Here is a 24,583-nt window from a genome sequence, read left to right as displayed (position 1 = left end):
AGATTCTTTCCCTCACCTGAGGCTGTTTGCCGTCGATGGGCGGCTTATGGCGTAAATCCGTCAATGACAGCCCCCCCCCCCCGGGCGGCGATGAAAAATCCGCACAAGGCTGTTAATTTCCCTCAAGCAAGAATTGTTTTACGCCCGCCACATCCAGGAAGTAATGACAAAGCTGCCTCGCCGGTTTCCCGTCCTTTTGCCCCACCAGGACCGGCACCAGCTCGTCATAGCGAGCGATCAATGCTTCGTCGGCGTCGACATCAATCATCTCGACGGTAAAGTCGTGATCGGCGCGAAATACCTCCAGCGCATGCACCATGTCTTCGCACAAATGACAGTAGGAACGGGAATACACAACGAAATGAGTGAGTGACATCAAACGCCTCGATCTGCACTGCACATTACAGATAAAAGGCTGCATGCCGTGAAGCATGCAGCCTTTGCCAGACAAACCTTGGATCAGCCTTGGCTGCCCGGCTTAGTTGCCGCTGGTGCTGGGCCGCAGCGGAACGAATTGCGAGGAATCGCCGCGACGCACCAACACGGCCGCGCGCTTCTTCGGATCCAGCTTGGCGACCAGGCCGTTGAATTGCTTGGCGTCTTTGATATCGATGTCGTTGAGACGCTGAACAACGTCGCCGGCACGCAAGCCTGCCGCTGCCGCGACACCGACGGACGATTCAACCAGCACGCCGTTCTCAACCTTCAATTCCTTCTTCTGCGCATCGCTCAGGTCGCTGACGATCAGCCCCAGGGCATTTGGCGCAGCCTCTTGCTTTGGCTTCTTCTCTTCGACCTTGGCCGGCTTGTCGGCCTCGAGCTCGACAACCGTCAGGCTGACGTCGCGCGCCGCACCCTTGCGCCAGATATTGACTGTTGCGCGCGAACCCGGCTTGATGTTTCCGACCATGCGCGGCAGATCGCTCGGCTTCTCAATCGCGGCGCCGTTGAATTTGAGGATGATGTCGCCGGCTTCCAGACCGCCCTTGTCGGCAGGACCGCCCGGCTCGACGCGTTGCACCAGCGCGCCCTGCGCTTTGCTCAAGCCCAGCGACTCGGCGACGTCCTTCGTGACTTCACCGATTTGCACGCCGATACGGCCGCGCGTCACGCGACCGCTCGCCTTCAACTGATCCGAAACACGCAGCGCCTCATCGATAGGCACGGCAAACGAAATCCCCATGAAGCCGCCTGAGCGGCTATAGATCTGGGAGTTGATACCGATGACCTCCCCCTTGAGGTTGATCAGCGGACCGCCGGAATTGCCCGGATTGACGGCCACGTCGGTCTGGATCAAGGGCAAATAATCGCCGGTGTCGCGTGCCTTGGCGGAAATAATGCCAGCCGTCACGGTGCTCTCCAGGCCAAAAGGAGAACCGATCGCCAACACCCACTCACCGGCGCGAATCTTGTCGGAGTCGCCGATCACCAGGCGCGGCAGGCTGGATGCATCGATTTTCAACAACGCCACGTCGGTACGGGTATCGGAACCGATGATCTTGGCCTTGAATTCACGCTTGTCTGTCAGCGTGACATAAACCTCGCTCGCGCCTTCAACCACGTGAGCGTTGGTCATGATGTAGCCGTCGGCAGAAATAATGAAGCCCGAGCCGACACCGCGCGGCACTTCTTCCTGCGGCTGAGCGTTTCCGCCCTTGCCCTTGTTGCGTGGCGCACTTGGCGCATTCGGCGTGTTAGGCGTATTCGGCTGCTGACGAGGCATGGGCACGCCGAAGAAACGGCGGAAAAACTCCTGCATTTCTTCGTCATCGGCACCCGCCTGCGGCTGGCCGGTTTTGACGCGCTCAGTCGTACGAATGTTGACGACGCCGGGACCGGTACGATCGACGATATCGGCAAAATCCGGCAAACCGGCAACTGCTGGCGCGGCGACTGCGGCGCTCAGGCCGGACAAGGACGGCGACAGTGCAAGCACCGAGGCGCTCAGCAACGACGACAACAAGACTTTCTTGGCGGGGATCATCATGTATTTTTGTATTATTTGGATTTGAACTCTATTGAATTCGACACTTGCCGAATCGCCGTACCCGGCACTTCGCCGACAACAGTCAGCCAGTAGTCGCCCTGGCGACGACCGACAATATTCATGGCGCCCTGCTGCATCGAGCCTTCCGTACGGCTTTGCGAACCGGGTTCGATAAAGACGGATATCGCGGCGAGGCCATCCGAAAACACGATCTGGGAAACTTCGCGCTGGCTTGTGACGCCATGCTGGGCCGCAGAGGTGCCGGTGTTTTGCGTGTCCGAAATCAGGCGTTTGACTTCCTGGATCTTCTTGAATCCCGGCGGCGGCGTTACCGACCAGCCGGACAAATTGACCTGGCTCATGACCGAGTTTTCGATGTGCCAGCCATTGGTATTGGTAAAGCTTGGTTTGACGCGATTGTGGTCGATGTTGCCGATCTCGATTTGCGTAAAGGAGATCTGCTCCACCACGTCGTTCTTGGCGTCGAAGGTCTGCGCCCGCAACAGCAGTCCGGTAGCCTTGTCGGCCCAGAGTTTGTAACCGTAGCGCAACTTGTCTTTCGGCTCCAGGATCACCGCCTGGCAATCATGGCCGGCAACGCGTCCGGTTTCACCCATTTTGACGCTGTAATAGTCGACCAGGTCCGTCGGGTTGGCGGCCAGAATCGCAGGGAAGACGTCACGCGTGATGCGTTTTTCGATCAGAACCGTTTTCGCTTCCGGCACGTAACAGGCGACGTCATCGTTGTTGCGGATGTATTCGCGCGGCTTGCCGTCGAGGACTTCCAGTTTTTCAATCTCGTTCTTGCCGGCCAGGATATGCGTAATGCGCGATGTGCGTATCTGGTTGGACTGCTGATAAACGAAAGTACCGGAATAATTGAGCCGCTGAGCTGCGGATTGGATTTTTTTGAGTAAGACCTGCGCGTCCTGATTGTTGCTCACTTTTGCCGGCAGTGCATTCTCCGCCCGGGCGGAGAATGCCATGAATGCCGAAAGGAATAGAACTACCCGGAGCAAACCTTGTGTCTGCCGCATATTATTTGTCTGAGTCAATTGCGAAGGCCGCCGAACGGGCATATTGGACCGAGCTGTACATGGATGGCGAGAAACGCTGGTGAGCCAGCAGATAATCGTCGATACGAGGATCGCGCGCGACCTCGCCCTGCTGCGCCAGGCTGCTGACCTGTACGGCGCTTTGCGGAGACGACGATGCCGCCACGGTAGTGACGCCCGAGCCTGCCGGAGCAAGGACGGTCGACGTCGCAGCGCCGTTATTGGCCATCGTCACCGATTGCTGCGGAGAGGTCACGAAAACGACCGCCACGACAGCTGCCGCCACCGCCGCACCCGGCATGGCAAAACGTCGTACGAAACGTCTGCGCGCCGATCCGCCATTGGCGGCTGCGGGAACAATAATCTGCTCCGCCGCCACGGCATTCAGCTGTGGGGCGATGATTGCCGGCTCGGCATCGAGACGTGCGCTCATCTTCGCCGCGAACCCTTCGCTCAGCGAGAAAGCCATTTCATCGGAGCGCAGAACGTCGCCAATCTGATGATACAGATCCCATGTGATCTGCTCTTCAGGCTGTCGCAACACGGCCAACGCTACGTTGACGTGTGCGTCAACCAGCTCGCCGTCGGCCAATGCCGAAATCTGTTCTCTGCTAATTTCTTTGGTATCCATAAGTAGTCACCCGGCCACAAAATTCAGTTCCATCACCCACTCTTATTTTTATGTCGCTTAGCTACAAAAACTCTATAAAACACTTAACGCACTACCACCGCATTCTGCATACAGCCGTCGACCTTACCAACGCTTGTCGATTGCCGTGCCCAGCAACGGCCTCAGCTTTTCAGCAATCGCTTCGCGCGCCCGGAAAATCCGGCTGCGCACGGTGCCAATCGGACATCCCATGGCATCGGCGATTTCGTCGTAACTCAGTCCTTCAATCTCTCGCAAGGTGATTGCGGTCCGCAATTCCTCGGGCAGCGCCTCCATTGCCACGTTGACGGTCTGAGCAATTTGCTTGGTCGCCAGCATCGACTCGGGAGTATTGATGTCCCTTAGGTGCTCTCCATCGTCAAAAGTTTCAGCTTCTTCGGCATCCGCCTCGGTTGATGTGGGAGCCCTGCGTCCCATAGTGACGAGGTAATTTTTCGCAGTATTGATCCCGATACGATACAACCAGGTGTAAAACGCGGAATCACCGCGGAACTGGGGCAGCGCGCGGTAGGCTTTGATGAACGCCTCCTGCACCACATCCTCGGCTTCAGCCTGATCGCGCACCAAACGCGAAACGAGCCGCATCAGTTTCCGTTGATATTTGGCAACTAATAGCTCGAACGCCTTCTTATCGCCACGCTGTACACGCTCGACAAGCAGTTGATCAATTTCGCGTTCCGTCGTCAAATCCAGGTTCCTTGTTTTTTTATCATTTCTGCACAAACCGAATCATTGACCAGTTGTGACGCAATAAATTCAGCAAGCGTACTATCTTTTCAGCTTTTTAGTGAATCGCATGCCTAGCGGGCGTCGTTATTATGACTTGCAACCCAACGGCAAGCCACTTGCAGCGCCCGGAAAGTTTCCTTCGAGACAGAGTCCGGCAAGACAGGTATGGTGCGTACTTTGCCGTTTTCAAGTCTGAGACGCAGCAAAAGCAGATTCGGCCACACGGTGGAACCGGCCAGCAACTGCGCCAGACCGCCGCTCACGACACGGGATCCGGTCTTCGCACGCACGACGGCATGATGCTCCACCAGCCGGATCTGCCCCGTTCCGGAAATATGCAGCCAGACCGCCTTGCGATTTTGCAGCACCAGCCAGAATGCCAGCAACGCCGCCGCCACGCAGATTGCAGCCAGAGACATTCTGAGAATGAAAGACAATTGCCCCACCAGAGCAAAAGCAAAGATAACGCCGATGAGGGCGACGACGATAGCTGCTGCAGCCATCATGATCAATAGCGTACGGGAAGGCTTGATATCCGCGGAGACTGCTATCGACATATAAATTGGAGTGGAGAAACGAACTCGGCTTTCAATTGAAAGCCGAGCCTGATACTGACATCTTTATACCTTACCGAACACCAGCGTGCCGTTAGTGCCGCCGAATCCAAACGAATTCTTGACGGCGATATCGATCTTCATATCGCGCGCCTGGTTGGCACAGTAATCAAGGTCGCATTCCGGATCCTGATTGAAGATGTTCATGGTCGGCGGAGAGATCTGATTATGCAACGCCAACACGGTGAACACCGATTCCAGCCCGCCTGCACCGCCCAGCAAGTGGCCGGTCATGGATTTGGTGGAATTGACGACCATCTTGTAAGCATGATCACCGAAAGCCGCCTTGATTGCGTCGGTTTCGTTCTGGTCGCCCAGCGGGGTCGACGTACCGTGCGCATTCAGGTACTGCACTTCGTCCGGATTGACGCCGGCATCGCGCAAGGCCGAAACCACGCAACGACGCGGACCATCCAGATTCGGAGCGGTCATGTGATAAGCGTCGCCGCTCATCCCGAAACCCAGCACTTCAGCATAGATCTTGGCGCCGCGCGCCTTGGCATGCTCATACTCTTCCAGCACCATCACGCCGGCGCCTTCGCCGAGCACGAAGCCGTCGCGATCCTTGTCCCACGGACGGGACGCAGTCGCCGGATCGTCATTGCGCGTCGACAGTGCACGCGCAGAGGCGAAACCACCGATACCCAACGGCGAAACACTGGATTCCGCACCACCGGCGATCATCACGTCGGCATCGCCGTACTGAATCATGCGGCTGGCCGAACCGATGCAATGCAGACCTGTCGTGCAAGCAGTCACGATGGCCAGATTAGGGCCCTTCAGACCGTACTTGATCGACAAGTTACCGGAAATCATATTGATGATCGACGCCGGAATGAAGAACGGGCTGATGCGGCGCGGGCCGCGATTGGTCAGCTCTTCATGCGTTTGCTCGATCAGAGGCAAACCACCGATGCCGGAACCGATGATGACGCCGATACGCTCGGCGTTTTCGTCGGTCACGACCAGGCCACTGTCCTGCATGGCCTGCATCCCGGCCGCCATGCCGTAATGGATGAAGGTATCCATATGGCGGGCTTCTTTGGCGGGGATGTAGTCTTCGATATTGAAGCCCTTCACTTCACCCGCAAAATGCGTGGTGAAAGGAGTGGCGTCAAATTTCGTGATGGTAGCAATGCCCGACTTACCTTCTTTGACTGCACCCCATGCATCGGCAATGTTATTGCCAACAGGTGAAATGCAACCCAGACCGGTAATGACTACACGACGTTCACGTGAGCGGCTCAAGCAATTCTCCTAGAGTCGTTCAAAACCAGCTTAGGCCTTGACGTGTGCCTTGGCGTAATCGATCGCCTGTTGCACGGTTGTAATTTTTTCAGCTTGTTCGTCAGGGATTTCCATTTCGAACTCATCTTCCAGTGCCATGACCAGTTCGACTGTGTCGAGCGAGTCAGCGCCCAGATCGTCCACGAACGACGATTCTGTCTTGATGTCTGCTTCAGCGACGCCCAGTTGCTCAGCGACGATCTTTTTAACGCGTTGTTCGATATCGGACATAAGTGCCTCCAGTGGATAGGTTACAAAAGTGCGCGCATTTTATCAGGTTTGCACGCTAAAAATTTACTTTTAAGTATTCTTAACAAGAATACTTAAATTGCTGCCAATTGCGTCCAAAGACGCTTAATTCATATACATGCCGCCATTGACATGCAAGGTCGTGCCGGTGATGTAACCGGCCTGCGCCGACGCCAGGAATGCGACGGCGGCAGCGATGTCCTCGGGAGCGCCAAGACGGCCCAGCGGAATCTGCTGCAACAAGGCGGCCGTTTGCTGCTCGCCCAGCACCTTGGTCATATCGGTGTCGATAAAGCCCGGCGCGATGCAATTGACCGTGATGTTGCGGCTGCCGATTTCACGCGCCAGCGCGCGGCTCATGCCGGCCACACCCGCTTTGGCGGCTGCGTAGTTCATCTGCCCCGCGTTGCCGGCCGAGCCGACCACGGATGTGATGTTGATGATGCGGCCATGCCTGGCCTTCATCATGCCGCGCAGCACCGCGCGCGACAGGCGCCCCACAGCCGTCAGATTCGTGGAGATGACATTATCCCACTCCTCTTCCTTCATGCGCATGGCGAGCTGATCTTGCGTGATGCCGGCGTTGTTGACCAGAATCGAAAGGCTGCCGAATTCTTTTTGGATCGTATCAATGACGGCGTTACAGGCAGCAACGTCCGTCACATTGAGAACGACGCCCTTGCCGCAGCCTGGCTGCAATTGCTCCAGATATTCGCTGATGGCGGCAGCACCGGCTTCAGACGTCGCCGTGCCGACCACCTTGGCGCCCTGGCGAACCAGTTCCTGAGCGATGGCGCGGCCGATGCCACGGGATGCGCCGGTGACCAGCGCGACTTGATTTTGCAGGTTTTGCGAAATTTGCGAATTTTGATCAGTCACTTCAACAACTCCAATACCTTGTCCAGAGAAGCCTGATCGACGATAGCTTCGCCAGTCAGGTCGCCATTGATACGCTTGGTCAGACCGGCCAGCACCTTGCCGGGACCGCATTCGACCACGTGGGTAATGCCTTCAGCCGACATCTTTTGCACAGTCTCGACCCAGCGCACGGCGCTGGCAGCCTGACGCACCAAGGCGTCCTTGATGGCGGCAGGATCATTGACGATCGCGACGTCGACGTTATTGATCAGCGGCAGTTGCGGCGCAGAGAACGGCACGTTCGCCAGATAGGCTTGCAAACGGTCCGAAGCCGGTTTGAGCAGCGACGAATGGAACGGCGCCGACACCGGCAACACCAGCGCGCGCTTGGCGCCCTTGGCCTTGGCGATTTCACAGGCGCGCTCGACGGCCGCCTTGCTGCCGGCAATCACGACTTGCGCCGGCGAATTGTAATTGACGGCCTCGACCACCTCGCCCTGCGCAGCTTCGGCACAGACGGCACGCACATCGTCATCCGACAAACCGAGAATTGCCGCCATGCCGCCCTGACCGACAGGAACCGCTTCCTGCATGGCTTGCGCACGGAAACGCACCAGCGGCACCGCATCCTTGAAGGCGATCACGCCCGCAGCCACCAGCGCGGAATACTCGCCCAGGCTATGACCGGCAACCAGCGCCGGCGCCTTGCCGCCGGCGGCCAGCCAGGCACGATAAAACGCCACGGCCGCAGTCAGCATGACCGGTTGAGTGTTGGTGGTCAGATCGAGATCTTCCTTCGGACCTTCGGCAATCAGCTTGCCGAGATCGAATTGCAGCGCATCGGAAGCTTCCGCAACAGTCGCCTTGACGACTTCGTTATCGGCAAATCCGTTCAACATTCCGATGGCCTGCGAACCCTGGCCCGGAAAAACAAAAGCAAATTTTGTCATGCTCTATTTTGTCGTTAGTAAATCAATTCGTATCAGCACAGAATGCGAGCCTGCTTACATCCGGACCAGCACGGCACCCCAGGTGAAGCCGCCGCCAACACCTTCCATCATGACGTTATGCCCCGGCTTGACGCGACCGTCGCGCACCGCCTGATCCAGCGCCAGCGGAATCGACGCTGCGGAGGTATTGCCGTGTTCATCCACGGTCACCACCATTTTTTCCAGCGGCAGGCCGAGCTTCTTGGCCGTGCCTTGCATGATGCGGATATTCGCCTGATGCGGAATCAGCCAGTCGACTTCCTTGGCGTCGACCTGAGCGATCGCCAGCACTTCACGCGCGACCTTGTCCAACACGGAAACCGCCAGCTTGAATACCGCCGGGCCATCCATGTAGAGGTAAGCATTGCCGGCAACTGCACCGTCATTGACGTTGCCCGGCACGCACAGGATGTGACCGTGGCTGCCGTCGGCATGCAATTTGGAGGCGAGAATGCCGGGCTCTTTTGACGCCGTCATGACAATCGCGCCGGCGCCGTCGCCGAACAGCACACAGGTGGTGCGGTCTTCAAAATTCAGGATGCGCGAAAACACTTCCGCGCCGATCACCAGCACGTTCTTGTGCGCGCCGGATTTGATGAAGCTGTCCGCCACCGACATCGCATAGACGAAGCCGCTGCACACCGCCTGCACGTCCATCGCCGCAGCGCCGTTGGTAATGCCCAGCTTGCGCTGAACGACACAGGCCGTGCTCGGGAAACCGCCCAGATGATCCGGCGTCGATGTCGCCATGATGATGAGATCGATATCATTCGGCTGCAGCTTGGCCATCTGAAGCGCGCGCTGCGAAGCCTCTATGGCGAGGTCGCTCGACAATACGTCCGGCTCGGCATAGTGGCGCGCGGAAATGCCGCTGCGCGATACGATCCATTCGTCGGAAGTCTCGATACCCTTTGCTGCCAACTGCTTTGCCAACTCGTCGTTGGTCACACGCTTGGGCGGCAGATAGCTGCCGGTGCCGACAATTTTGCTATAGAGAGTCATACCGTTTTCTGTTCTGTTGTTTCGGTTGATGTGGCGGCGCGCTCAGCAACATGCAAGGCCTCCACCTGCGGAATCAATTCCGCCATCGTTGTCGTGATACGCGACAACACGTCATATTTGGCCGCATCGTAGGCGCGACGGATCGCCCATTCGAATGCATACACATCGGCGCCGCCGTGGCTCTTGAATACCAGCCCGCGCAAGCCCAGCAAGCTGGCGCCATTGTAACGGGACGGATTCAGCCGCCGCGACAGGGCCTTGATGGCGCCATAGGCAATCAGGGCACCCAGCTTGTTGAAGAAGCCTTTTTTGAATTCCGTCGTAAGAACGATCTTGACGAAGCGCCCCAACCCTTCCGAAGCCTTCAGCGTCACGTTGCCGACAAAACCGTCGCACACCACGATATCCGTGGTGCCTTCGAAAATGTCATTTCCTTCGACATTGCCGTAAAAATTAAGTATGCCCTTTTCATGGTCGGCATGCAGCAACTCAGCCGTCTGCTTGACCACTTCATTGCCTTTAATTTCTTCTTCGCCAACATTGAGCAGACCGATGGACGGCTTGGGCTTGCCCTCCATGGCGGAAACCAGGGCCGAACCCATCAGTGCAAACTGATGCAAATGCTGCGGCTCGCAATCCACATTGGCGCCCAGATCGAGCATGTAGGTCGGACCGTCTTTTTGATTCGGGAGAATAGTGCAGATAGCCGGGCGATCGACGCCTGGTATCGTTTTGAGTACATAGCGGGACACCGCCATGAGCGCGCCGGTGTTGCCGGCTGAAACCGCCGCATTGGCCTGGCCGTCCTTGACCAGATTCACGGCGACGCGCATGGACGAGTCTTTTTTGCGCCGCAGGGCAACTTCAATCGGATCGTCCATGGTGACGACCTCAGATGCGTGCTGGATGCGAATCCGGGCGACATCTGCCTGCTTTTGCTTGCGCAAAACAGCACGCAGCAACTCTTCCTGACCGACCAAGATCAACTCGGCGTCGGGTTCGCGCTGCAGAAAAGAAATGGCGGCTGGGATAGTAACTGACGGGCCGTGATCGCCGCCCATGCAGTCAATGGAAATTTTGATGGTCATTGTTTTGATTCAGAGCCTTGCCAACCCGCATTATGGGGCAGATTTGGCGCGATTCAAAATGACGCGCTACGCTGATTCAGCATATAAAAAGCGGCGCCAATTAAAAAATCATTGCGCCGCATTCCGCCTTAACAGCAATCCCGATTACTCGTCGTTCTTAGTCTTCAGAACTTTACGACCACGGTAGAAACCGTTCGGGCTGATGTGGTGACGCAGGTGTGTTTCACCAGTTGTCGGCTCGACTGCCAGCGGTGGCGCTGTCAGGAAATCGTGTGCACGATGCATACCGCGCTTCGATGGGGTCTTTTTGTTTTGCTGAACAGCCATGATAACTCCTAAACCTTAAGTTCTAAAATTTTAACATATCCGGCTAGCAAATTGACTGACCAACCGAGAATCCGTACTTTGGCAAGCCCGAAAGCCCGCCACCAACAATTACTGCTTTAAATTCTTCAATACCGAAAACGGAGAAACTTTCTCTGCCGCAACCGCTTCCGCCGCCACATGACCGGGACACACATCGTGCTTCGGGGCCACCGGCAACGCAAGCAAAGCCTCATCCTCGACCAGGACGGCGACATCGAAGGCCGCGTCGCCGACAATGACATCAACTTCTTCGTCATCGAGCAATTCTTCGATGGCGTCCGCGGCATCTTCATCCTTGGCCAGCACCAGCTTCGAATCGGACGACACCTGAAACGGCATCGACGTCAAACAACGCTGACAGACCAGATTAACCTGACCGGAAATAGAGAGACTCAATTGCGGATGTCCGAGCTTGTCGACACCGCCGCTCAACGACCACTTGATGGCGCCGGAGCGATCAACCGTTTCACCGGCAAGACGCGCCAGATCGGCTACCGACAACTCGCCTTCGGCGTGCTCTTTGAGCCGACTAAATTCAAATGCGTCGATCACAAAAGTGCCCATGGCGAAAGCAGAATCCGGAAAACCTGCGATAATAACAGCGTTTTCCCTTATTCGTCAAAGTGTTAGCGCATTTTTAGCAAACACTTCTTACCTGCTGTCGCATAATGCCCAATTCCGCGCCCCTCCCCCGCCTGATTCTGGCTTCCAGCTCGACCTACCGGAAAGAGCTGTTAGCGAGGCTGCAACTGCCTTTCGAGGCGATTTCACCGGACATCGACGAGACGCCGGCAGCAGGAGAAAGCCCGGAAGCCACGGCCCTCCGCCTGGCCAGGCAAAAAGGCGAGGCCATCGCAAAACACAGCCCGAACTCGCTTATCATCGGCTCCGACCAGGTCGCCACGCTCGACGGCGAACAGATCGGCAAGCCCGGCAACCACGACAATGCCTTGAAGCAACTGATACTGATGCGCGGCCGGCGCGTGACCTTCCACACGGCGCTATGCCTGCTGGACAATCGCAACCCCGGCGAGCCCGTCATGCAAATCGAAAATATCCAGACCTTCGTCACCTTCCGCAAGCTGCCCGACGCCGAACTCGACGCCTACCTGCGCATTGAGCAACCTTACAATTGCGCCGGCAGCGCAAAAAACGAAGGCCTGGGGATCGCCATCCTCGAACGAATCGACAGCACCGACCCTACCGCCCTGACCGGCCTGCCCATGATTGCGCTGACCGGCATGCTGCGCAAGGCAGGCATGCCGTTTTTCGGCATCATCAACACCATCCCGGCCTGATCCGCCGCACGCAAACACACGCCGCACAATGCAATAAGGGGCAAAAGCCCCTTATCGTCGATGCCGGTTCAGAGATAAAAACCGCCGAAACCGATCACGCGCTTATTTGAACGTGATCAGATCGCCGCGGCTCAAGGTAACCTTCTTGTCCGCCAGCGGCGTGTTGTTTGCATTGATGAAGCCAGGCTGATTCAGCACCTGATAACGCGCCACCTGCGTACTGATGGCGGCCGGGCTGGAAATACCATCCTCCGCCACCACCACGGTAAATCCGCGCGTATTGGCATGGAAAGACGTGTACATCACCGCGCCATTGGCCGCACTGCCGACGATCACCAGCGTTTCCGCCTTGACCTGCTTCAGCAGTTCTTCGAGATTGGTGCCGGTGAATTTGTTGGCGCGCGTCGAGACCACGGGCTCACCCGGCTGCGGCGCAACCGCCGACAACATAGGCGGCGGACCGGCCGGGCTGACGGTGGTCGAATACAAGACCGGAACCTTGGCTGCACGCGCCTTGTTGATGAGCGAGACGATCGCCGGCACGGTGGCAAGGCAAGCCGGATTCGGCTGGCACACGGCAGAATTAATATCCAGCACCAGCAAAGCCGTCGTGCCGGCAGCCAGCGTTACCGGCGCGGGCGCAGGAATTTCCGGCAGCGTATTGGCGCCGGCAGTTGCGGGCGCAGCCGGCGGAACAGCACTGCATGCCGTCAACGCGACGAGCATGAATGCCGATGCAACCTGATAAGCAAAGCGTTTTTGAATCATGTTTGCGACTCCTTAAGTGGGGACGTACTTCATCATCAATAACAGAGGTATTCGGAATTCAGCGGTGCATCTTATTTCTGGCGGCGCGGATAACCCTCGGCGGTAATACGCTTCCAGACCACGTCTTTTTCTTCCTCGGTCATGAATACCCAGTGCGCCACCTCCGACACGGTACGGCCGCAACCACGGCAAACATCGTCAAAAGTTGTTGAGCAAACGGCGACACAAGGGGTATCAGGGCGTTCCGGGGGAGTTTGGGACATGGATATCTTTACGAGGACTGCGTGGCAACTGGCCGACATCTTACCAAGAAGCGGAGCCGCAGTCTTTTGGGTCAGATTTTGAGCAAAAAAAAGCCCGCGAACCAGAGGTTGCGGGCTGAATCCAATTTCTTAAGGAGGAAAATTGGAGGAGACAGGTGCAACTATAGCGATCACCTCTGCCCTCGTCTGCTTTATTGTTCCAATAGCAGATATTCACAAATCCAATAACTTACGCCACAAGCGCTAGCCTGCACGCTCCGCTACCGGCGCCATCGACACGGTCGGCTTCGGCGGATCGCCTTTGCGCTGGCACGCGGCCGTCAGCAGCATGGCGAGAATGACTGAAATCAGAGCAGCTTGGCGCATGGCGGCCTCCTGTATTAATCCAGATCTTTGCTTTGTATGCCCTCGCTATTTTAGACGCCATCGGATCAAATCGTTCGACGCCGGCAGCAATCGCATCAGGACGCCACTGCGCGCAGGCCGGTCGAAGCGCGCGCGAGGTTATTCACGTAAAGCGCAGCCACCATGTCAGCCTGCGTCACCATGCCGGCCAGACGCTTCTCGTCATCGATCACCGGAATCTGATGCACACCCTCATCCGCCATCAGCGGCACCAGTTGCACGATAGGCAAATACACCGATGCCGTCCTGACCTTGGCGCTCATGATCTGCCCGACCACTTCCGGCTTGATGGAGTGCGTATGCGGCGTGCGCTGCAGGAAGGCGCGCAGCTTGTCGCCCAGATGCTGATAATCGTGCGGACCGGCATGCTGGAGAAAATCGGTTTTGGTAACGATGCCGATGACCCGGCGCGCCCTGTCGACCACCGGCAGAGCCTGCAGCCTGTGCTCCCGCATCAGCCGCCACGCTTCCGCCAGTTCGGTCGAAAACTCCGCCGCCACGACATCGCCCGACATGATGTCCGCACACACCGTTTCGCCAAAGCGGCGACGATACGCCTCCATCTCCGTCTGCAAGAAAATCTCTTCCAGATCGTCGCGGCTGATATCCAGCACCTGGTTGTAACGCCGCAGCACCGCGTCCAGATCGTCATGCGAGAAACCCAGGCGCGTCGTCGGCGCTGCATCGGCCGTCCGGTGCATGTTGTGGCGATGTTCGTTTTGCTGGGCATGCGGATAGCGGCGCCCTGTCGCGTTATTGAAAAACAGGGCCGTCGCCAGCAACAGAAATGAATTGAGCAGCACCGGCGCCAACACAAAACCATATCCCATGGCATGCACCGCCGGCCCGCCGAGCACTGCCGTCAACGCCACCGCGCCGCTGGGCGGATGGATACAGCGCAACGCGAACATGCACGCGACCGCCAGGGCAATCGCCAACGCCGCCGCCAGAAACGGTTCAGCCACCAGCCTGGCGCATGTCACCCCCACCAGCGCCGCCACCAGATTGCCGCCGATCAGCGACCACGGCTGCGCCAGCGGGCTGGCCGGCACAGCAAACAACAGCACTGCCGACGCCCCCATCGGCGCGATCAGCCATACCGCCGCCTCGTGCGGCAAGACCGACACACTCAACAATCCCGTCAGCAAAATGCCGAACAAGGCGCCCACACTGGCGCGCATGCGTTCAAAACGATCCACCGCCGCCTTTTGCGGAATAAAACTCTCCAGCCATTGCAGGATAAAATCGCGCATGCCCCAACCCATTCTTGGAAGTAATCAACAAAACCGAATACGCAATTACATCACAAGATGATATATTTTGCCGAAGCAAGGCATTACTATGCAGGATTGCGGGATTTTCACTCCCGCACCACCGCCTCGCCACACCATCGATGAAAACACCCTCACGCTTGCAAAAAGACGATTTCGAAGCCCTGTCGGAGTTTCGCTATCAGTTGCGCCGCTTCATCCGCTTCAGCGAAGACGCCGCGCAAAGCGAAGGCCTCACGCCACTGCAATATCTGCTGATGCTGCATATCAAGGGGTTTCCGGGACGCGATTGGGCCAGCATCAGCGAGTTGGCCGAGCGCCTGCAATCACAACACCACGGCGTGGTGGCGCTGGTGACGCGATGCGAAAAAGCGGGATTGGTGACACGCACGCAGGACGACAAGGACAAGCGCCTGGTGCAGGTAAGGCTGACGGAAATCGGCGAACAATATCTGCATCGTCTGGCGGAACTGCATCGCAACGAACTGCACTCGCTGTCCAGCGTCTTTCAGGTCTCGAACATCTCGGCCTTCAACGACCGCGACTGACGGCAATGCGCTTCAGCCTGCGCGCACAACCCGATTGCGCCCGCCATTCTTGGCGACGTACAGCGCCTCGTCGGCCAGCCGGATCATGTGATCGAGATTTTCTTCGCCGGCAAGCGCGCTCACGCCGAAGCTGGCAGTAATAGAAATTTGCGAGCCATCGTCAGTGGCAATGGCGTGTCCCGCCAATGTCGCCCGCAGTTTTTCCGCCACGATCAGCGCCTGCTCCAGATCGGCCTCCGGCAGCAGAATGATGAACTCCTCGCCGCCGTAGCGCGCAAGGATATCCACCTTGCGCAGCAACTGCGCGATCAACTGGACGGCATTGCGCAGGATACTGTCGCCGGCAAGGTGGCCATGATTGTCGTTGATGCGCTTGAAGTGGTCGATATCCAGCAGAATGAGCGCCAGATTGCGCTTGTAGCGCTGCGCCACCGCCAGTTGCTGCTCGCTGTGCGCAAAGAACGCGCGCCGGTTCAGCACGCCGGTCAGGAAGTCCGTATTCGACGACACCTGCAATTGCTGAATCAGCGTCTCGCGCTCGCTGGCCAGCTCGAGACGCTCATGACTGCGCGCCTTCAGCACGTGCAATGCACGCAACATGTCGCCGATTTCGTCCTGATAGCGCGCCTCCGGAATCTTCACATCGAGATTGTCGACCGCCAGCCCGGTCACCAGCCTGGTCGCGCGCAAAATCGGCGCCAGTACGCGCTGGCGCACCAGATACATCAGCACGAAGAAAAAGACGAAGGCCGCGATCGCCATGGCTATCGTGGCGATCAGATAATTGCGCGCCTGATGATTGCGGATTTCTGCATCGTGAACCAGATCCGCCAGAATGACATCGCGCAAACGCAGGATCGACGCCATCGGCGGCACATAGCGCGCCGCCAATTCGGCCGTCGTCAGTTCATAGCCGCCGGAAATCAGGCCCACTTGCAGCAACTCGCCCAAAATCGGCAAGCCTTTGCCGAAGTATTGCGCGTCAAGCTCCGACAAGGCGGCGTTGTATGCCGCATTGTTCCGGTAAGCCCGCATCTGGATATTGAGCAAGGAACGCAGCTGCTCGATGCGGCCGTAGAGTTTGCCGATCTCGATGACCTCGTCCTTGGTCAAGGGTCGCTGCGTGACGACCGGCGCCGTAAATTTCGAGCCGACCTGCCCGGCGTATTCGCGCAAGCTCGACGCCACGCGCATGCCGGTCAGGCCGTCCAGCAATTCCGGGTCGGATTGAATCGCGATGCTGGTCAAATCGGCAACGGCGGTCACAAAGGGAGGAATCAGATTGATCATGCCGTTGACTGCGGCAGAGACATCATCGGAAGAACGCTGGGAACGCGGCAATCCTGCCTGGCGATCCACATCCAGTCGCGCCGGCTCCAGCGCACCCTTGACGTACTCGATCTTGCGGATGACCGGGGCATAGCGCACATCGGCATCCGCGCGCAAGGCATCGAGCAAGGTGATGATCGACTCGTCGGTTTGCTCGCGCGCAGCCTGGAGTTTTTTGGAAAGCTGCGGCAGGTCTGCCGACTCGCCGCCCATCAGCCCATTCGACGGACCGCGCTCGATGGACGTCTTTTCCATGGCGATCATGGTGAGCTGCACCAGCCGCACCGTCTCGACGCTGCGAGCGCCGCGGCGATATTCGCCCCATTCGCTGGAGACGATCCGTGCGGTCAACGCGAGAAAGATCAGCATCAGCGCAACCGAGATTAACCAGAATAAGCGATTCAGCGACATCTTTATTACCTTCGAAATACCTGCCGGAACGTCGAAATTGCAAATCAGGCAATTTTCAGCGGCGCCTTCATGATGCAGCGGTCCGCAATTATTCATTCTTCAGGCGCAAAGCAACAAACCCGGCCCTGGATCAGGCAACGATTCAGGCGCAATCAACACAAAAAACAATTTTTCTGGAAGCGGCAAGGACCACCTCTGACATGCCGATGCAGTCTGGATAGCAAAACGCCCGCGTAAAGCGGGCGTTTTGCTTGTATCTGGCGGAGAGGGTGGGATTCGAACCCACGGTACGGGAAACCGTACGCCTGATTTCGAGTCAGGTACATTCGACCACTCTGCCACCTCTCCGGTTAACCTAGTCGAAATTACCGCCCGAGGGCAGCAAAGCAAAAGATTATAGCAGAATCATTTTAGAGATGGAAATAGGTCTGCGATGTTTTTATATAAATTTTATTCCTGATGAAAATGCAGGCAGGCCTGGAAAATAATTTACACATCATCATCTTGTCATAAATCTCCACTACGATCAGATGTTGCCTGCCGTTCGGACAAGGCATTCACACTCACCTACGGTTGGACCCAGTGGACCTGACAATGGCACCTTTTGCCGCACATGATTTCGACAATATTCCGCCCTTCCCTGCCGCGCAAGCAGGCGCGGCAAACGCGCGCCTGCTCGAAGAGCAACAGGAATCGCAACTGTTGTCCCATCTGCACGAAATCATTGCGCAACGCAGCCTGACGGCCCTGTTCCAGCCGATCATCCGCATGCGCAGCGGCGAGATCGTCGGTTACGAAGGCCTGATCCGCGGTCCATCCAACAGCCCCCTGCACTCGCCGTTGAATCTGTTCAAGGTCGCGCGCGCCAACAAGCTGTCGGTGCAGGTCGAACACTTGTGCCGCCATATCGTCATGGCCCAGTTCGCACAATCGGGCTTGCCCGGAAATCTGTTCCTCAACGTCAGCCCGGGCGCGCTGGTGCAACCGGAAGCCATTCAGGGCGAAACCCTGCGCCACCTGGAAAAACTCGGCATCAACCCGCAGCGCATCATCATCGAACTGACCGAAAACGAACCGACCTACGACTACCAGTTGCTGCGCAACGCCGCCATGCATTACCGCGACATGGGATTCCAGATTGCGATCGACGATCTCGGCGAAGGTTTTTCCAGCCTGCGCCTGTGGTCGGAATTGCAACCGGAATACGTCAAGGTCGACATGCACTTCATCCAGGGCATCAACAACGACCCGATGAAACTGCAGTTCGTGCGCTCCATTCAGGAGATCGCCGAGAAGTCCGGCTCCATCGTCATCGCCGAAGGCATCGAAACCCAGGCTGAGCTGCTGACCATCCGCGACCTCGGCATCGCCTGCGGCCAGGGTTATCACATCGCCCGCCCGCATGCCCATCCGAAGACCGTGGTCGGCGACGACATCAGCAAGATCCTGCGCCGCGACAAGGTGCCGCTGGCGACGCAAAAATACGGCCCGACCAAAAAAAGCGCCACCGTCTTCAAGCTGCTGCGCGAAACGCAATACGTCTCGCCTGCCGTTCATAACGACGAGGTCTACGACCTGTTCGTCAACGATCCGCAGCTCCAGGCATTGCCGGTGGTCAGCAACGGCATTCCGGTCGGCCTGATCAATCGCTACAGCATGGTGGAGCGCTTCGCGCGCCTCTACGGCCGCGAGCTGTACGGCAAAAAGTCCTGCACCTTCTTCATGGATCCGAATCCCCTGCTGACCGAGCAGGACACCAGCCTGCAAGACCTCAGCCACATCCTCGTACAAGCCGAATCGCATCACTTGTCGAACGGTTTCATCATCGTCGACCAGGGGCAATATGTCGGCATGGGCACCGGCCATGACCTGCTGCGCGAAATCACGCAGATGCAGATCGAAGCGGCGCGCTACGCCAACCCGCTGACGCAGTTGCCCGGCAACGTGCCGATCAACGAGCACATCGAGTTCCTGCTGCAAAGCGGCGTGGAGTTCTGCATCTGCTACTGCGACCTGGACAACTTCAAACCCTTCAACGATGTCTACGGCTATCGCAAGGGCGACGACATGATCCAGCTGACCGGCCGCACGCTGAGCCAGTATTGCGATCCGCAGCTCGACTTCATCGGCCACATCGGCGGCGACGATTTCCTGATCATGTTCCAGAGCGAGGATTGGGAACATCGCTGCAAGGCCATGCTGGATGCCTTCAGCACCGCGTCGCAGAGCTTCTACTATATGGAAGACAAGGAGCGCGGCGGCTACTACAGCGAAGACCGCCAGGGCGCGCGCGTGCTCCATCCGCTGGTCAGCCTGTCGCTGGGCGCGGTCAAGATCGAACCGTCGCAATACTCGTCGCCGCACCAGATCGCCTCGGCCGCCACCAAGGCCAAAAAGCAGGCCAAGAAGACGCCCGGCAACAGCCTGTTCATCGAGCGGCGCATTCCGGCAACTTTCTCGTGGGCAATGTAAACGATAACAAGCACGGCTGTCACTGACAGGCGGCCGTACAAAAAAAATGGCTGACGAGATTGCATCGTCAGCCATTTTTCATTGCAGCGGCTTATTGTCGCGGCATGTTGCCGAGGCTTAAGGCGCCAGCTTTTCCAGACCGCCCATGTAAGGACGCAGCGCCTCCGGAATCACCACGCTGCCGTCGGCTTGCTGGCCGTTCTCCAGCACTGCGACCAGGGTGCGGCCAACTGCCAGGCCGGAGCCGTTAAGCGTATGCACCAGTTCCGGCTTGCCCTGGGTATTGCGGAAACGCGCTTGCATGCGACGCGCCTGGAAGGCTTCGCAGTTCGACACCGACGAAATCTCGCGATAAGTGTTTTGCGCCGGCAGCCAGACTTCGATGTCATACGTCTTGGCCGCGCCAAAGCCCATGTCGCCGGTGCACAGCGTGATCACGCGGTAAGGCAGACCCAGCTTCTTGAGGATGTTTTCAGCGTGGCCGAGCATCTCTTCCAGCGCTTCGTAGGACTTTTCCGGATGCACGATCTGGACCATTTCGACCTTGTCGAACTGGTGCTGGCGAATCATGCCGCGCGTGTCGCGACCATAGCTGCCGGCTTCGGAACGGAAGCACGGCGAATGCGCCGTCATCTTCAGCGGCAAGGTGTCGCCGGCGACGATCTCGTCGCGCACCAGATTGGTCAGCGGCACTTCCGCCGTGGGGATCAGGTACAGCGCCGTGTTGTCGCTGGTGTCGCCTTCCTGGCCGCCCTTCTTGGCCGCGAACAGATCCGCTTCAAACTTCGGCAACTGGCCGGTGCCGCGCAGCGACTCGGCGTTGACGATGTAAGGCGTGTAGCACTCGGTATAACCGTGTTCCAGCGTATGCGTGTCGAGCATGAACTGCGCCAGCGCGCGATGCAGACGGGCGATGCCGCCCTTCATGACGGCGAAGCGCGAGCCGGTCAGCTTGGCGGCGACGTCGAAATCCAGGCCGAGCGCAGCGCCGACGTCGACGTGATCCTTGACCTCGAAATCGAACACAGGCGGCGTGCCGACCTTGCGCACTTCGACGTTGCCGCTTTCGTCAGCGCCGGCAGGCACCGATTCGTGCGGCAGGTTCGGCACCGTCAGCAGGAAATCGCTCAGTTGCGCCTGCACTTCTTCCAGGCGCGTGGCCGACGCCTTGAGTTCGTCGCCGATGCCGGAGACTTCCGCCATCACCGCCGATGCGTCCTCGCCCTTGCCCTTGAGCATGCCGACTTGCTTGGACAGGCTGTTGCGCTTGCCCTGCAATTCCTCGGTACGGGTCTGAATCTGCTTGCGCTCGCCTTCGAGCGCATTGAAAGCGGCGACATCGAGCTGGAATTTGCGCGCAGCCAGACGGGCGGCGACGTTGTCGATGTCTTTACGAAGAAGTTGGATGTCGATCATGGAATGCCAAATGTAAAAATGCGATAGAAATGCGGTAAAACCGAGATTGTACCAAGGACATTGCCTGTCCTCGCCATCCGGCGGCTTATTGCGAAAAATAATGCGGCGAAAACAGCCGGGCCCGTGTTCAACGCCGCTCCGGCTTGCGTTACCATTGCCGCCAATCGCTCCATCACATCACAGAAACAACACAGGAACGCGCCATGTCCGACACGCCTTCGCAGCCGCCGCTGTTCGCCTACCTCATCGGCTTCGCCCTTGCCGCCTGCTGCGCCATCTGGGCCGGCTCGCAGTTCGCGCTGACCGGTTCCAGCATCGGCTACGGCGTGCTGACCGGACTCAGCTTCGGCGCCATGTTCGCCTTCGGCCAACGCGTCAAGAATCGCCTGTTCCCGACGCCTGAATCCACCAAATGGAAGATCAATGCCGGCCCGACCGCCGCCGACCTGCGCCCGGCACGCCGCGCCGCCGCACGCGCCAAACCGGTGACGGTCGCCTTCGACGACGAGTTCATCAAGACCTCGCGCGGCGATGCCGAACTTGAAAGCATTGCCTGGCAAGACGTCAACCGCATCGTGATCACCATCGGCGACGATTTTTTGCCTATGCCTTACTGGATGATTGCGACCGTCAAAGGCGGCATCCGCCTGCCCAACGACACGCCGGGACTGGAAAGCCTGATGGAAGAGTTCAAGTCAAAGCTGCCGGGTTACGACAACGATGCGACCTACCAGGCGGTGATCAGCGCCATGGGGGCGATGGAAGGTGTGTTTGAGGTGTGGAAGACGCCAGTATCAGCGTAACGCAGCCATCATCACCGCTGTCGTCCCAGCGAACGCTGGGATCCAGTGTCGTGACGAGGTGCGATACGACACGAAGTGCAATACGACACTGGGTCCTGACTTTCGTCAGGACGACAGTTCTTTGAACAAGTACCGCCATCTCCAAGTTCAACTGACTGGTGTCGCTAACCCACCCCGGTTTTAACCTTTGTTATTTTTCTTGTATTCGCGGTCGAGATCGCGCAGATGCGCCATCTTGTCGCCGATCTTGGCCTCCAGCCCGCGCGGCACCGGCTGGTACCAATGCGGATCGGGAATGCCGTCCGGCAGATAGGTTTCACCCGCGGCATAGCCTTCCGGCTCATCATGGGCATAGCGATACAGCTTGCCGTAACCCAGTTCCTTCATCAGCTTGGTCGGCGCATTGCGCAGATGTTCCGGCACGCCGCGCGACTTGTCCTTGGCGACGAAAGCGCGCGCCTGGTTGTAGGCCATGTAGCCGGCATTGCTCTTGGCGGCAATCGCCAGGTAAATCACCGCCTGCGCCAGGGCCAGCTCGCCCTCGGGTGAGCCGAGGCGTTCGTAGGTGGCGGCAGCGTCATTAGCGATCGTCATGGCGCGCGGATCGGCCAGGCCGATGTCTTCCCAGGCCATGCGCACGATGCGGCGCGCCAGGTAGCGCGGATCGGTGCCGCCGTCGAGCATGCGCGTCAGCCAATACAAGGCGCCGTCGGGACTGGAGCCGCGCACCGATTTATGCAAGGCGGAAATCTGGTCATAGAAGGCGTCGCCGCCTTTGTCGAAACGGCGCAAGGCGTCGCCCAGGCATTCCGCCAGCACTTCCGTGCCGACGATCCCGACGTTCTTCGCCTGCGCCGCGCGCGCCACGATTTCCAGATTATTGAGCAGCTTGCGACCGTCGCCGTCGGCGCTGGCGATCAGCATTTCTTTCGCTTCCGGTTCGAATTGCAAGCCATCGAGTTCTTCACGGCAGGCGCGATCGATCAGCGCGCCGAGGTCGTCTTCCGTCAGCGACTTGAGCACATAGACGGCCGCACGCGACAACAGCGCGCCGTTGACTTCGAAGGAAGGATTTTCGGTGGTAGCGCCGATAAAGGTGAACAAGCCGCTTTCCACGTGCGGCAGGAAGGCATCCTGCTGGCTCTTGTTGAAACGATGCACTTCGTCGACGAACAAGATCGTGCGGCGGCCGGAATTGGCGCGGGTAACCTGCGCACGCTCCACCGCTTCGCGAATGTCCTTGACACCCGACAGCACCGCCGACAAGGCGATGAATTCGGCATTGAAACTGTCCGCCATGATGCGCGCCAGCGTGGTCTTGCCGACACCCGGCGGCCCCCACAGGATCATCGAATGCGGCTCGCCCGATTCGAACGCCACGCGCAGCGGCTTGCCCGCGCCGAGCAGATGCTGCTGGCCGATGACATCGTCAAAGGAATGCGGGCGGAGACGTTCGGCTAACGGCGCAGAATTCATGCGGTTGTCAAAATGGAGAGTTAAGATCGGATAAATCGCAGGACCGCTAGTCTAACCGATCCGACAGCAGCACATCGGCTCAGATGCTAGAATCCTGCCGGGTTCACAGGTATGAGTCGGCTTAAAGTTGATCTTGTGCTGGGACTTGCCATTCTGCTTACATCACTTCCACGCCTCAGGGCGTTTCAGCTCATGCCTTTTGTTGTCACCGATTCCTGCATCGCCTGCAAATACACCGACTGCGTCAGCGTCTGTCCCATGGATTGTTTTGTCGAAGGACCCAACTTTCTGGCGATCGATCCGGACGGCTGCATCGACTGCTCGATGTGCGTGCCGGAATGCCCGGTCGGCGCGATCTACAACGAAACCGACCTGCCCGAAGCGCTGAAGCATTTCACCGACCTGAACGCAAAACTGGCCAAGCATCCGGGCTGGAAACCGATCACCCAGGCCCGGGCGCCGATGCCCGATCACGAGCAATGGCGCGACGTGGAAGGCAAGATCGACATGCTCAAGATGCCGACCTGAGATAACAATACGAACTGATCAGTTGTTGAAAACGTCGGCGCCCTTGGGCACGACGAAGGTGAAGCTGGTAGCCTTCAACGGCGGGTTCTTTTCAAAGTGCGTGAACGACAGCAGCGAAGTCTGACCGAAAGAATCGCGCAGCTCCATCGCTTGCGGCACGCCGTCCTTCAAACCGATGCCGATGCGGTCGAAGGTCGTGTCTTTGCTTTTGGGCGTGGCTTCCAGCCATTCCATACCATCCTTGGCGCCGCCCTCTTTCAGCGTGAAATTCTTTTCCAGATCGTTGCTGCCGAACAGGATCGCCGCAGGCGACGAGCCGAGCGCGTTGCCCAGCTTCTTGGTGGTGACCTGATTCAGATCCTTGTCGTAGATGAACAGCTTGTCGCCATCGGCCTGCAAGACTTGTTCATACGGCTTCTGATAGGTCCAGATGAATTTGCCCGGACGCGAAAACACAAACGTGCCGCTCGATGTATTCGACACCTTGACGGTGCCGCTGTCGGTCTTGACCAGGCGCTGCACGAACTGACCCTTGGCCGATTGCGTCGACGACACGAATTGCTTGAACTGCTCCAACGCGCTCGCCGAAGCCTGCGCGGAAAACAACGCTGCGCTCAGACCCAATACGGAAACGGCCAGATGCCATTTGTTGAGACGGGGTAAAGCCGGTTTTATTTGCATCGCTGGTATTTTTCTTTGCA

Annotated in this window: 27 protein-coding genes and 1 tRNA gene; 5 read left to right on the top strand and 23 right to left on the bottom strand. The window is 58.2% G+C overall.

Annotated elements, in window-relative coordinates:
• Positions 1-112 precede the first annotated feature (112 nt).
• From AKL25_RS05675 to AKL25_RS05615, 14 genes are all read right to left on the bottom strand, one after another.
• Positions 113-376 (bottom strand): glutaredoxin family protein, encoded by a 264-nt coding sequence (locus AKL25_RS05675; protein ID WP_050476964.1) that lies wholly within the window; start codon positions 374-376, stop codon positions 113-115.
• Positions 377-478: 102 nt separating this feature from the next.
• Positions 479-1,984, bottom strand: coding sequence for a DegQ family serine endoprotease (locus AKL25_RS05670; protein WP_050476963.1), 1,506 nt, complete (start codon positions 1,982-1,984; stop codon positions 479-481).
• 14 nt (positions 1,985-1,998) lie between these two features.
• A complete protein-coding gene (locus AKL25_RS05665; RefSeq protein WP_050476685.1) occupies positions 1,999-3,024 on the bottom strand; it encodes a MucB/RseB C-terminal domain-containing protein in 1,026 nt (341 codons plus the stop codon).
• A 1-nt stretch (position 3,025) separates the two neighbouring features.
• Positions 3,026-3,673 (bottom strand): sigma-E factor negative regulatory protein, encoded by a 648-nt coding sequence (locus AKL25_RS05660; RefSeq protein WP_050476684.1) that lies wholly within the window; start codon positions 3,671-3,673, stop codon positions 3,026-3,028.
• Between the two features lie 123 nt (positions 3,674-3,796).
• Complete coding sequence (rpoE, locus tag AKL25_RS05655; RefSeq protein ID WP_007881448.1) at positions 3,797-4,399, bottom strand: RNA polymerase sigma factor RpoE; 603 nt, start codon at positions 4,397-4,399, stop codon at positions 3,797-3,799.
• A 113-nt stretch (positions 4,400-4,512) separates the two neighbouring features.
• Entirely contained in the window at positions 4,513-4,998 is a 486-nt protein-coding gene (locus tag AKL25_RS05650) for a protein YgfX (protein WP_050476683.1), read from the bottom strand.
• A 63-nt stretch (positions 4,999-5,061) separates the two neighbouring features.
• Positions 5,062-6,303: a beta-ketoacyl-ACP synthase II gene (fabF, locus tag AKL25_RS05645; protein WP_050476682.1), complete on the bottom strand. Its 1,242-nt coding sequence runs from the start codon at positions 6,301-6,303 to the stop codon at positions 5,062-5,064.
• 30 nt (positions 6,304-6,333) lie between these two features.
• The gene (acpP, locus tag AKL25_RS05640; protein ID WP_007881445.1) at positions 6,334-6,573 is read right to left on the bottom strand and encodes an acyl carrier protein; all 240 of its coding nucleotides are present in this window, start codon (positions 6,571-6,573) and stop codon (positions 6,334-6,336) included.
• 123 nt (positions 6,574-6,696) lie between these two features.
• The gene (fabG, locus tag AKL25_RS05635) at positions 6,697-7,470 is read right to left on the bottom strand and encodes a 3-oxoacyl-ACP reductase FabG (RefSeq protein ID WP_050476681.1); all 774 of its coding nucleotides are present in this window, start codon (positions 7,468-7,470) and stop codon (positions 6,697-6,699) included.
• Positions 7,467-8,399 carry an ACP S-malonyltransferase gene (gene fabD, locus AKL25_RS05630; protein WP_050476680.1) on the bottom strand — a complete coding sequence of 311 codons (933 nt, stop codon included), beginning with the start codon at positions 8,397-8,399 and terminating at the stop codon, positions 7,467-7,469. Before fabD ends, fabG begins: the two co-directional genes overlap by 4 nt.
• Positions 8,400-8,453: 54 nt before the next feature.
• On the bottom strand, positions 8,454-9,440 hold the full coding sequence (locus tag AKL25_RS05625; protein WP_050476679.1) for a beta-ketoacyl-ACP synthase III: 987 nt from the start codon (positions 9,438-9,440) through the stop codon (positions 8,454-8,456).
• Positions 9,437-10,528, bottom strand: a complete 1,092-nt coding sequence (gene plsX / locus AKL25_RS05620; protein WP_050476678.1) for a phosphate acyltransferase PlsX — start codon at positions 10,526-10,528, stop codon at positions 9,437-9,439. The genes AKL25_RS05625 and plsX overlap by 4 nt, the downstream gene beginning before the upstream one ends.
• A 144-nt stretch (positions 10,529-10,672) precedes the next feature.
• Positions 10,673-10,855, bottom strand: coding sequence for a 50S ribosomal protein L32 (rpmF, locus tag AKL25_RS23680; RefSeq protein WP_006463510.1), 183 nt, complete (start codon positions 10,853-10,855; stop codon positions 10,673-10,675).
• A gap of 108 nt (positions 10,856-10,963) precedes the next feature.
• A complete protein-coding gene (locus AKL25_RS05615) occupies positions 10,964-11,458 on the bottom strand; it encodes a YceD family protein (RefSeq protein ID WP_205627217.1) in 495 nt (164 codons plus the stop codon).
• A gap of 104 nt (positions 11,459-11,562) precedes the next feature.
• On the opposite strand from AKL25_RS05615, the gene AKL25_RS05610 reads away from it, so the two are divergent.
• On the top strand, positions 11,563-12,192 hold the full coding sequence (locus AKL25_RS05610) for a Maf-like protein (protein ID WP_050476676.1): 630 nt from the start codon (positions 11,563-11,565) through the stop codon (positions 12,190-12,192).
• 102 nt (positions 12,193-12,294) lie between these two features.
• Here AKL25_RS05610 and AKL25_RS05605 read toward each other — a convergent pair whose 3' ends face one another.
• The 4 genes from AKL25_RS05605 to AKL25_RS05595 form a co-directional block, all read right to left on the bottom strand.
• Positions 12,295-12,960, bottom strand: a complete 666-nt coding sequence (locus tag AKL25_RS05605; RefSeq protein ID WP_050476675.1) for a cysteine hydrolase family protein — start codon at positions 12,958-12,960, stop codon at positions 12,295-12,297.
• 71 nt (positions 12,961-13,031) lie between these two features.
• Positions 13,032-13,223 (bottom strand): DUF1289 domain-containing protein, encoded by a 192-nt coding sequence (locus AKL25_RS05600; RefSeq protein WP_050476674.1) that lies wholly within the window; start codon positions 13,221-13,223, stop codon positions 13,032-13,034.
• A gap of 243 nt (positions 13,224-13,466) precedes the next feature.
• On the bottom strand, positions 13,467-13,589 hold the full coding sequence (locus AKL25_RS24725) for a hypothetical protein (protein ID WP_276203002.1): 123 nt from the start codon (positions 13,587-13,589) through the stop codon (positions 13,467-13,469).
• 95 nt (positions 13,590-13,684) lie between these two features.
• Complete coding sequence (locus tag AKL25_RS05595; protein ID WP_050476962.1) at positions 13,685-14,881, bottom strand: HPP family protein; 1,197 nt, start codon at positions 14,879-14,881, stop codon at positions 13,685-13,687.
• 140 nt (positions 14,882-15,021) lie between these two features.
• Between AKL25_RS05595 and AKL25_RS05590 the strand changes: the two genes are divergently transcribed.
• A complete protein-coding gene (locus AKL25_RS05590; protein ID WP_050476673.1) occupies positions 15,022-15,447 on the top strand; it encodes a MarR family winged helix-turn-helix transcriptional regulator in 426 nt (141 codons plus the stop codon).
• A gap of 12 nt (positions 15,448-15,459) precedes the next feature.
• On the opposite strand, the gene AKL25_RS05585 is transcribed toward AKL25_RS05590, so the two are convergent.
• Both AKL25_RS05585 and AKL25_RS05580 read right to left on the bottom strand, forming a co-directional pair.
• Positions 15,460-17,145 carry a GGDEF domain-containing protein gene (locus tag AKL25_RS05585; protein WP_338034470.1) on the bottom strand — a complete coding sequence of 562 codons (1,686 nt, stop codon included), beginning with the start codon at positions 17,143-17,145 and terminating at the stop codon, positions 15,460-15,462.
• Between the two features lie 300 nt (positions 17,146-17,445).
• Positions 17,446-17,535, bottom strand: a tRNA-Ser gene (locus AKL25_RS05580).
• Positions 17,536-17,781: 246 nt separating this feature from the next.
• On the opposite strand from AKL25_RS05580, the gene AKL25_RS05575 reads away from it, so the two are divergent.
• A complete protein-coding gene (locus tag AKL25_RS05575) occupies positions 17,782-19,659 on the top strand; it encodes a GGDEF domain-containing protein (RefSeq protein ID WP_240475651.1) in 1,878 nt (625 codons plus the stop codon).
• Between the two features lie 117 nt (positions 19,660-19,776).
• Here AKL25_RS05575 and serS read toward each other — a convergent pair whose 3' ends face one another.
• The gene (gene serS / locus AKL25_RS05570; RefSeq protein ID WP_050476672.1) at positions 19,777-21,075 is read right to left on the bottom strand and encodes a serine--tRNA ligase; all 1,299 of its coding nucleotides are present in this window, start codon (positions 21,073-21,075) and stop codon (positions 19,777-19,779) included.
• 203 nt (positions 21,076-21,278) lie between these two features.
• Here serS and AKL25_RS05565 point away from each other — a divergent pair, with 203 nt between their 5' ends.
• Positions 21,279-21,878, top strand: a complete 600-nt coding sequence (locus AKL25_RS05565) for a hypothetical protein (RefSeq protein WP_050476671.1) — start codon at positions 21,279-21,281, stop codon at positions 21,876-21,878.
• Between the two features lie 180 nt (positions 21,879-22,058).
• Here the strand turns inward: AKL25_RS05565 and AKL25_RS05560 are convergent, their stop codons facing one another.
• Positions 22,059-23,354 (bottom strand): replication-associated recombination protein A, encoded by a 1,296-nt coding sequence (locus AKL25_RS05560; RefSeq protein ID WP_050476670.1) that lies wholly within the window; start codon positions 23,352-23,354, stop codon positions 22,059-22,061.
• Positions 23,355-23,546: 192 nt separating this feature from the next.
• On the opposite strand from AKL25_RS05560, the gene fdxA reads away from it, so the two are divergent.
• Positions 23,547-23,882 carry a ferredoxin FdxA gene (gene fdxA, locus AKL25_RS05555; protein WP_050476669.1) on the top strand — a complete coding sequence of 112 codons (336 nt, stop codon included), beginning with the start codon at positions 23,547-23,549 and terminating at the stop codon, positions 23,880-23,882.
• Between the two features lie 18 nt (positions 23,883-23,900).
• Here fdxA and lolA read toward each other — a convergent pair whose 3' ends face one another.
• Positions 23,901-24,563, bottom strand: a complete 663-nt coding sequence (gene lolA, locus AKL25_RS05550) for an outer membrane lipoprotein chaperone LolA (RefSeq protein ID WP_157050503.1) — start codon at positions 24,561-24,563, stop codon at positions 23,901-23,903.
• Between the last annotated feature and the right edge of the window lie 20 nt (positions 24,564-24,583).

Origin of the sequence: Herbaspirillum rhizosphaerae (genome assembly GCF_001189965.1) — a bacterium.
In the GTDB taxonomy this organism is placed as follows: domain Bacteria; phylum Pseudomonadota; class Gammaproteobacteria; order Burkholderiales; family Burkholderiaceae_D; genus Herbaspirillum; species Herbaspirillum rhizosphaerae.
Note: the sequence above shows the minus strand (reverse complement) of the source record. Positions and strands in the feature narration are given on the sequence as shown.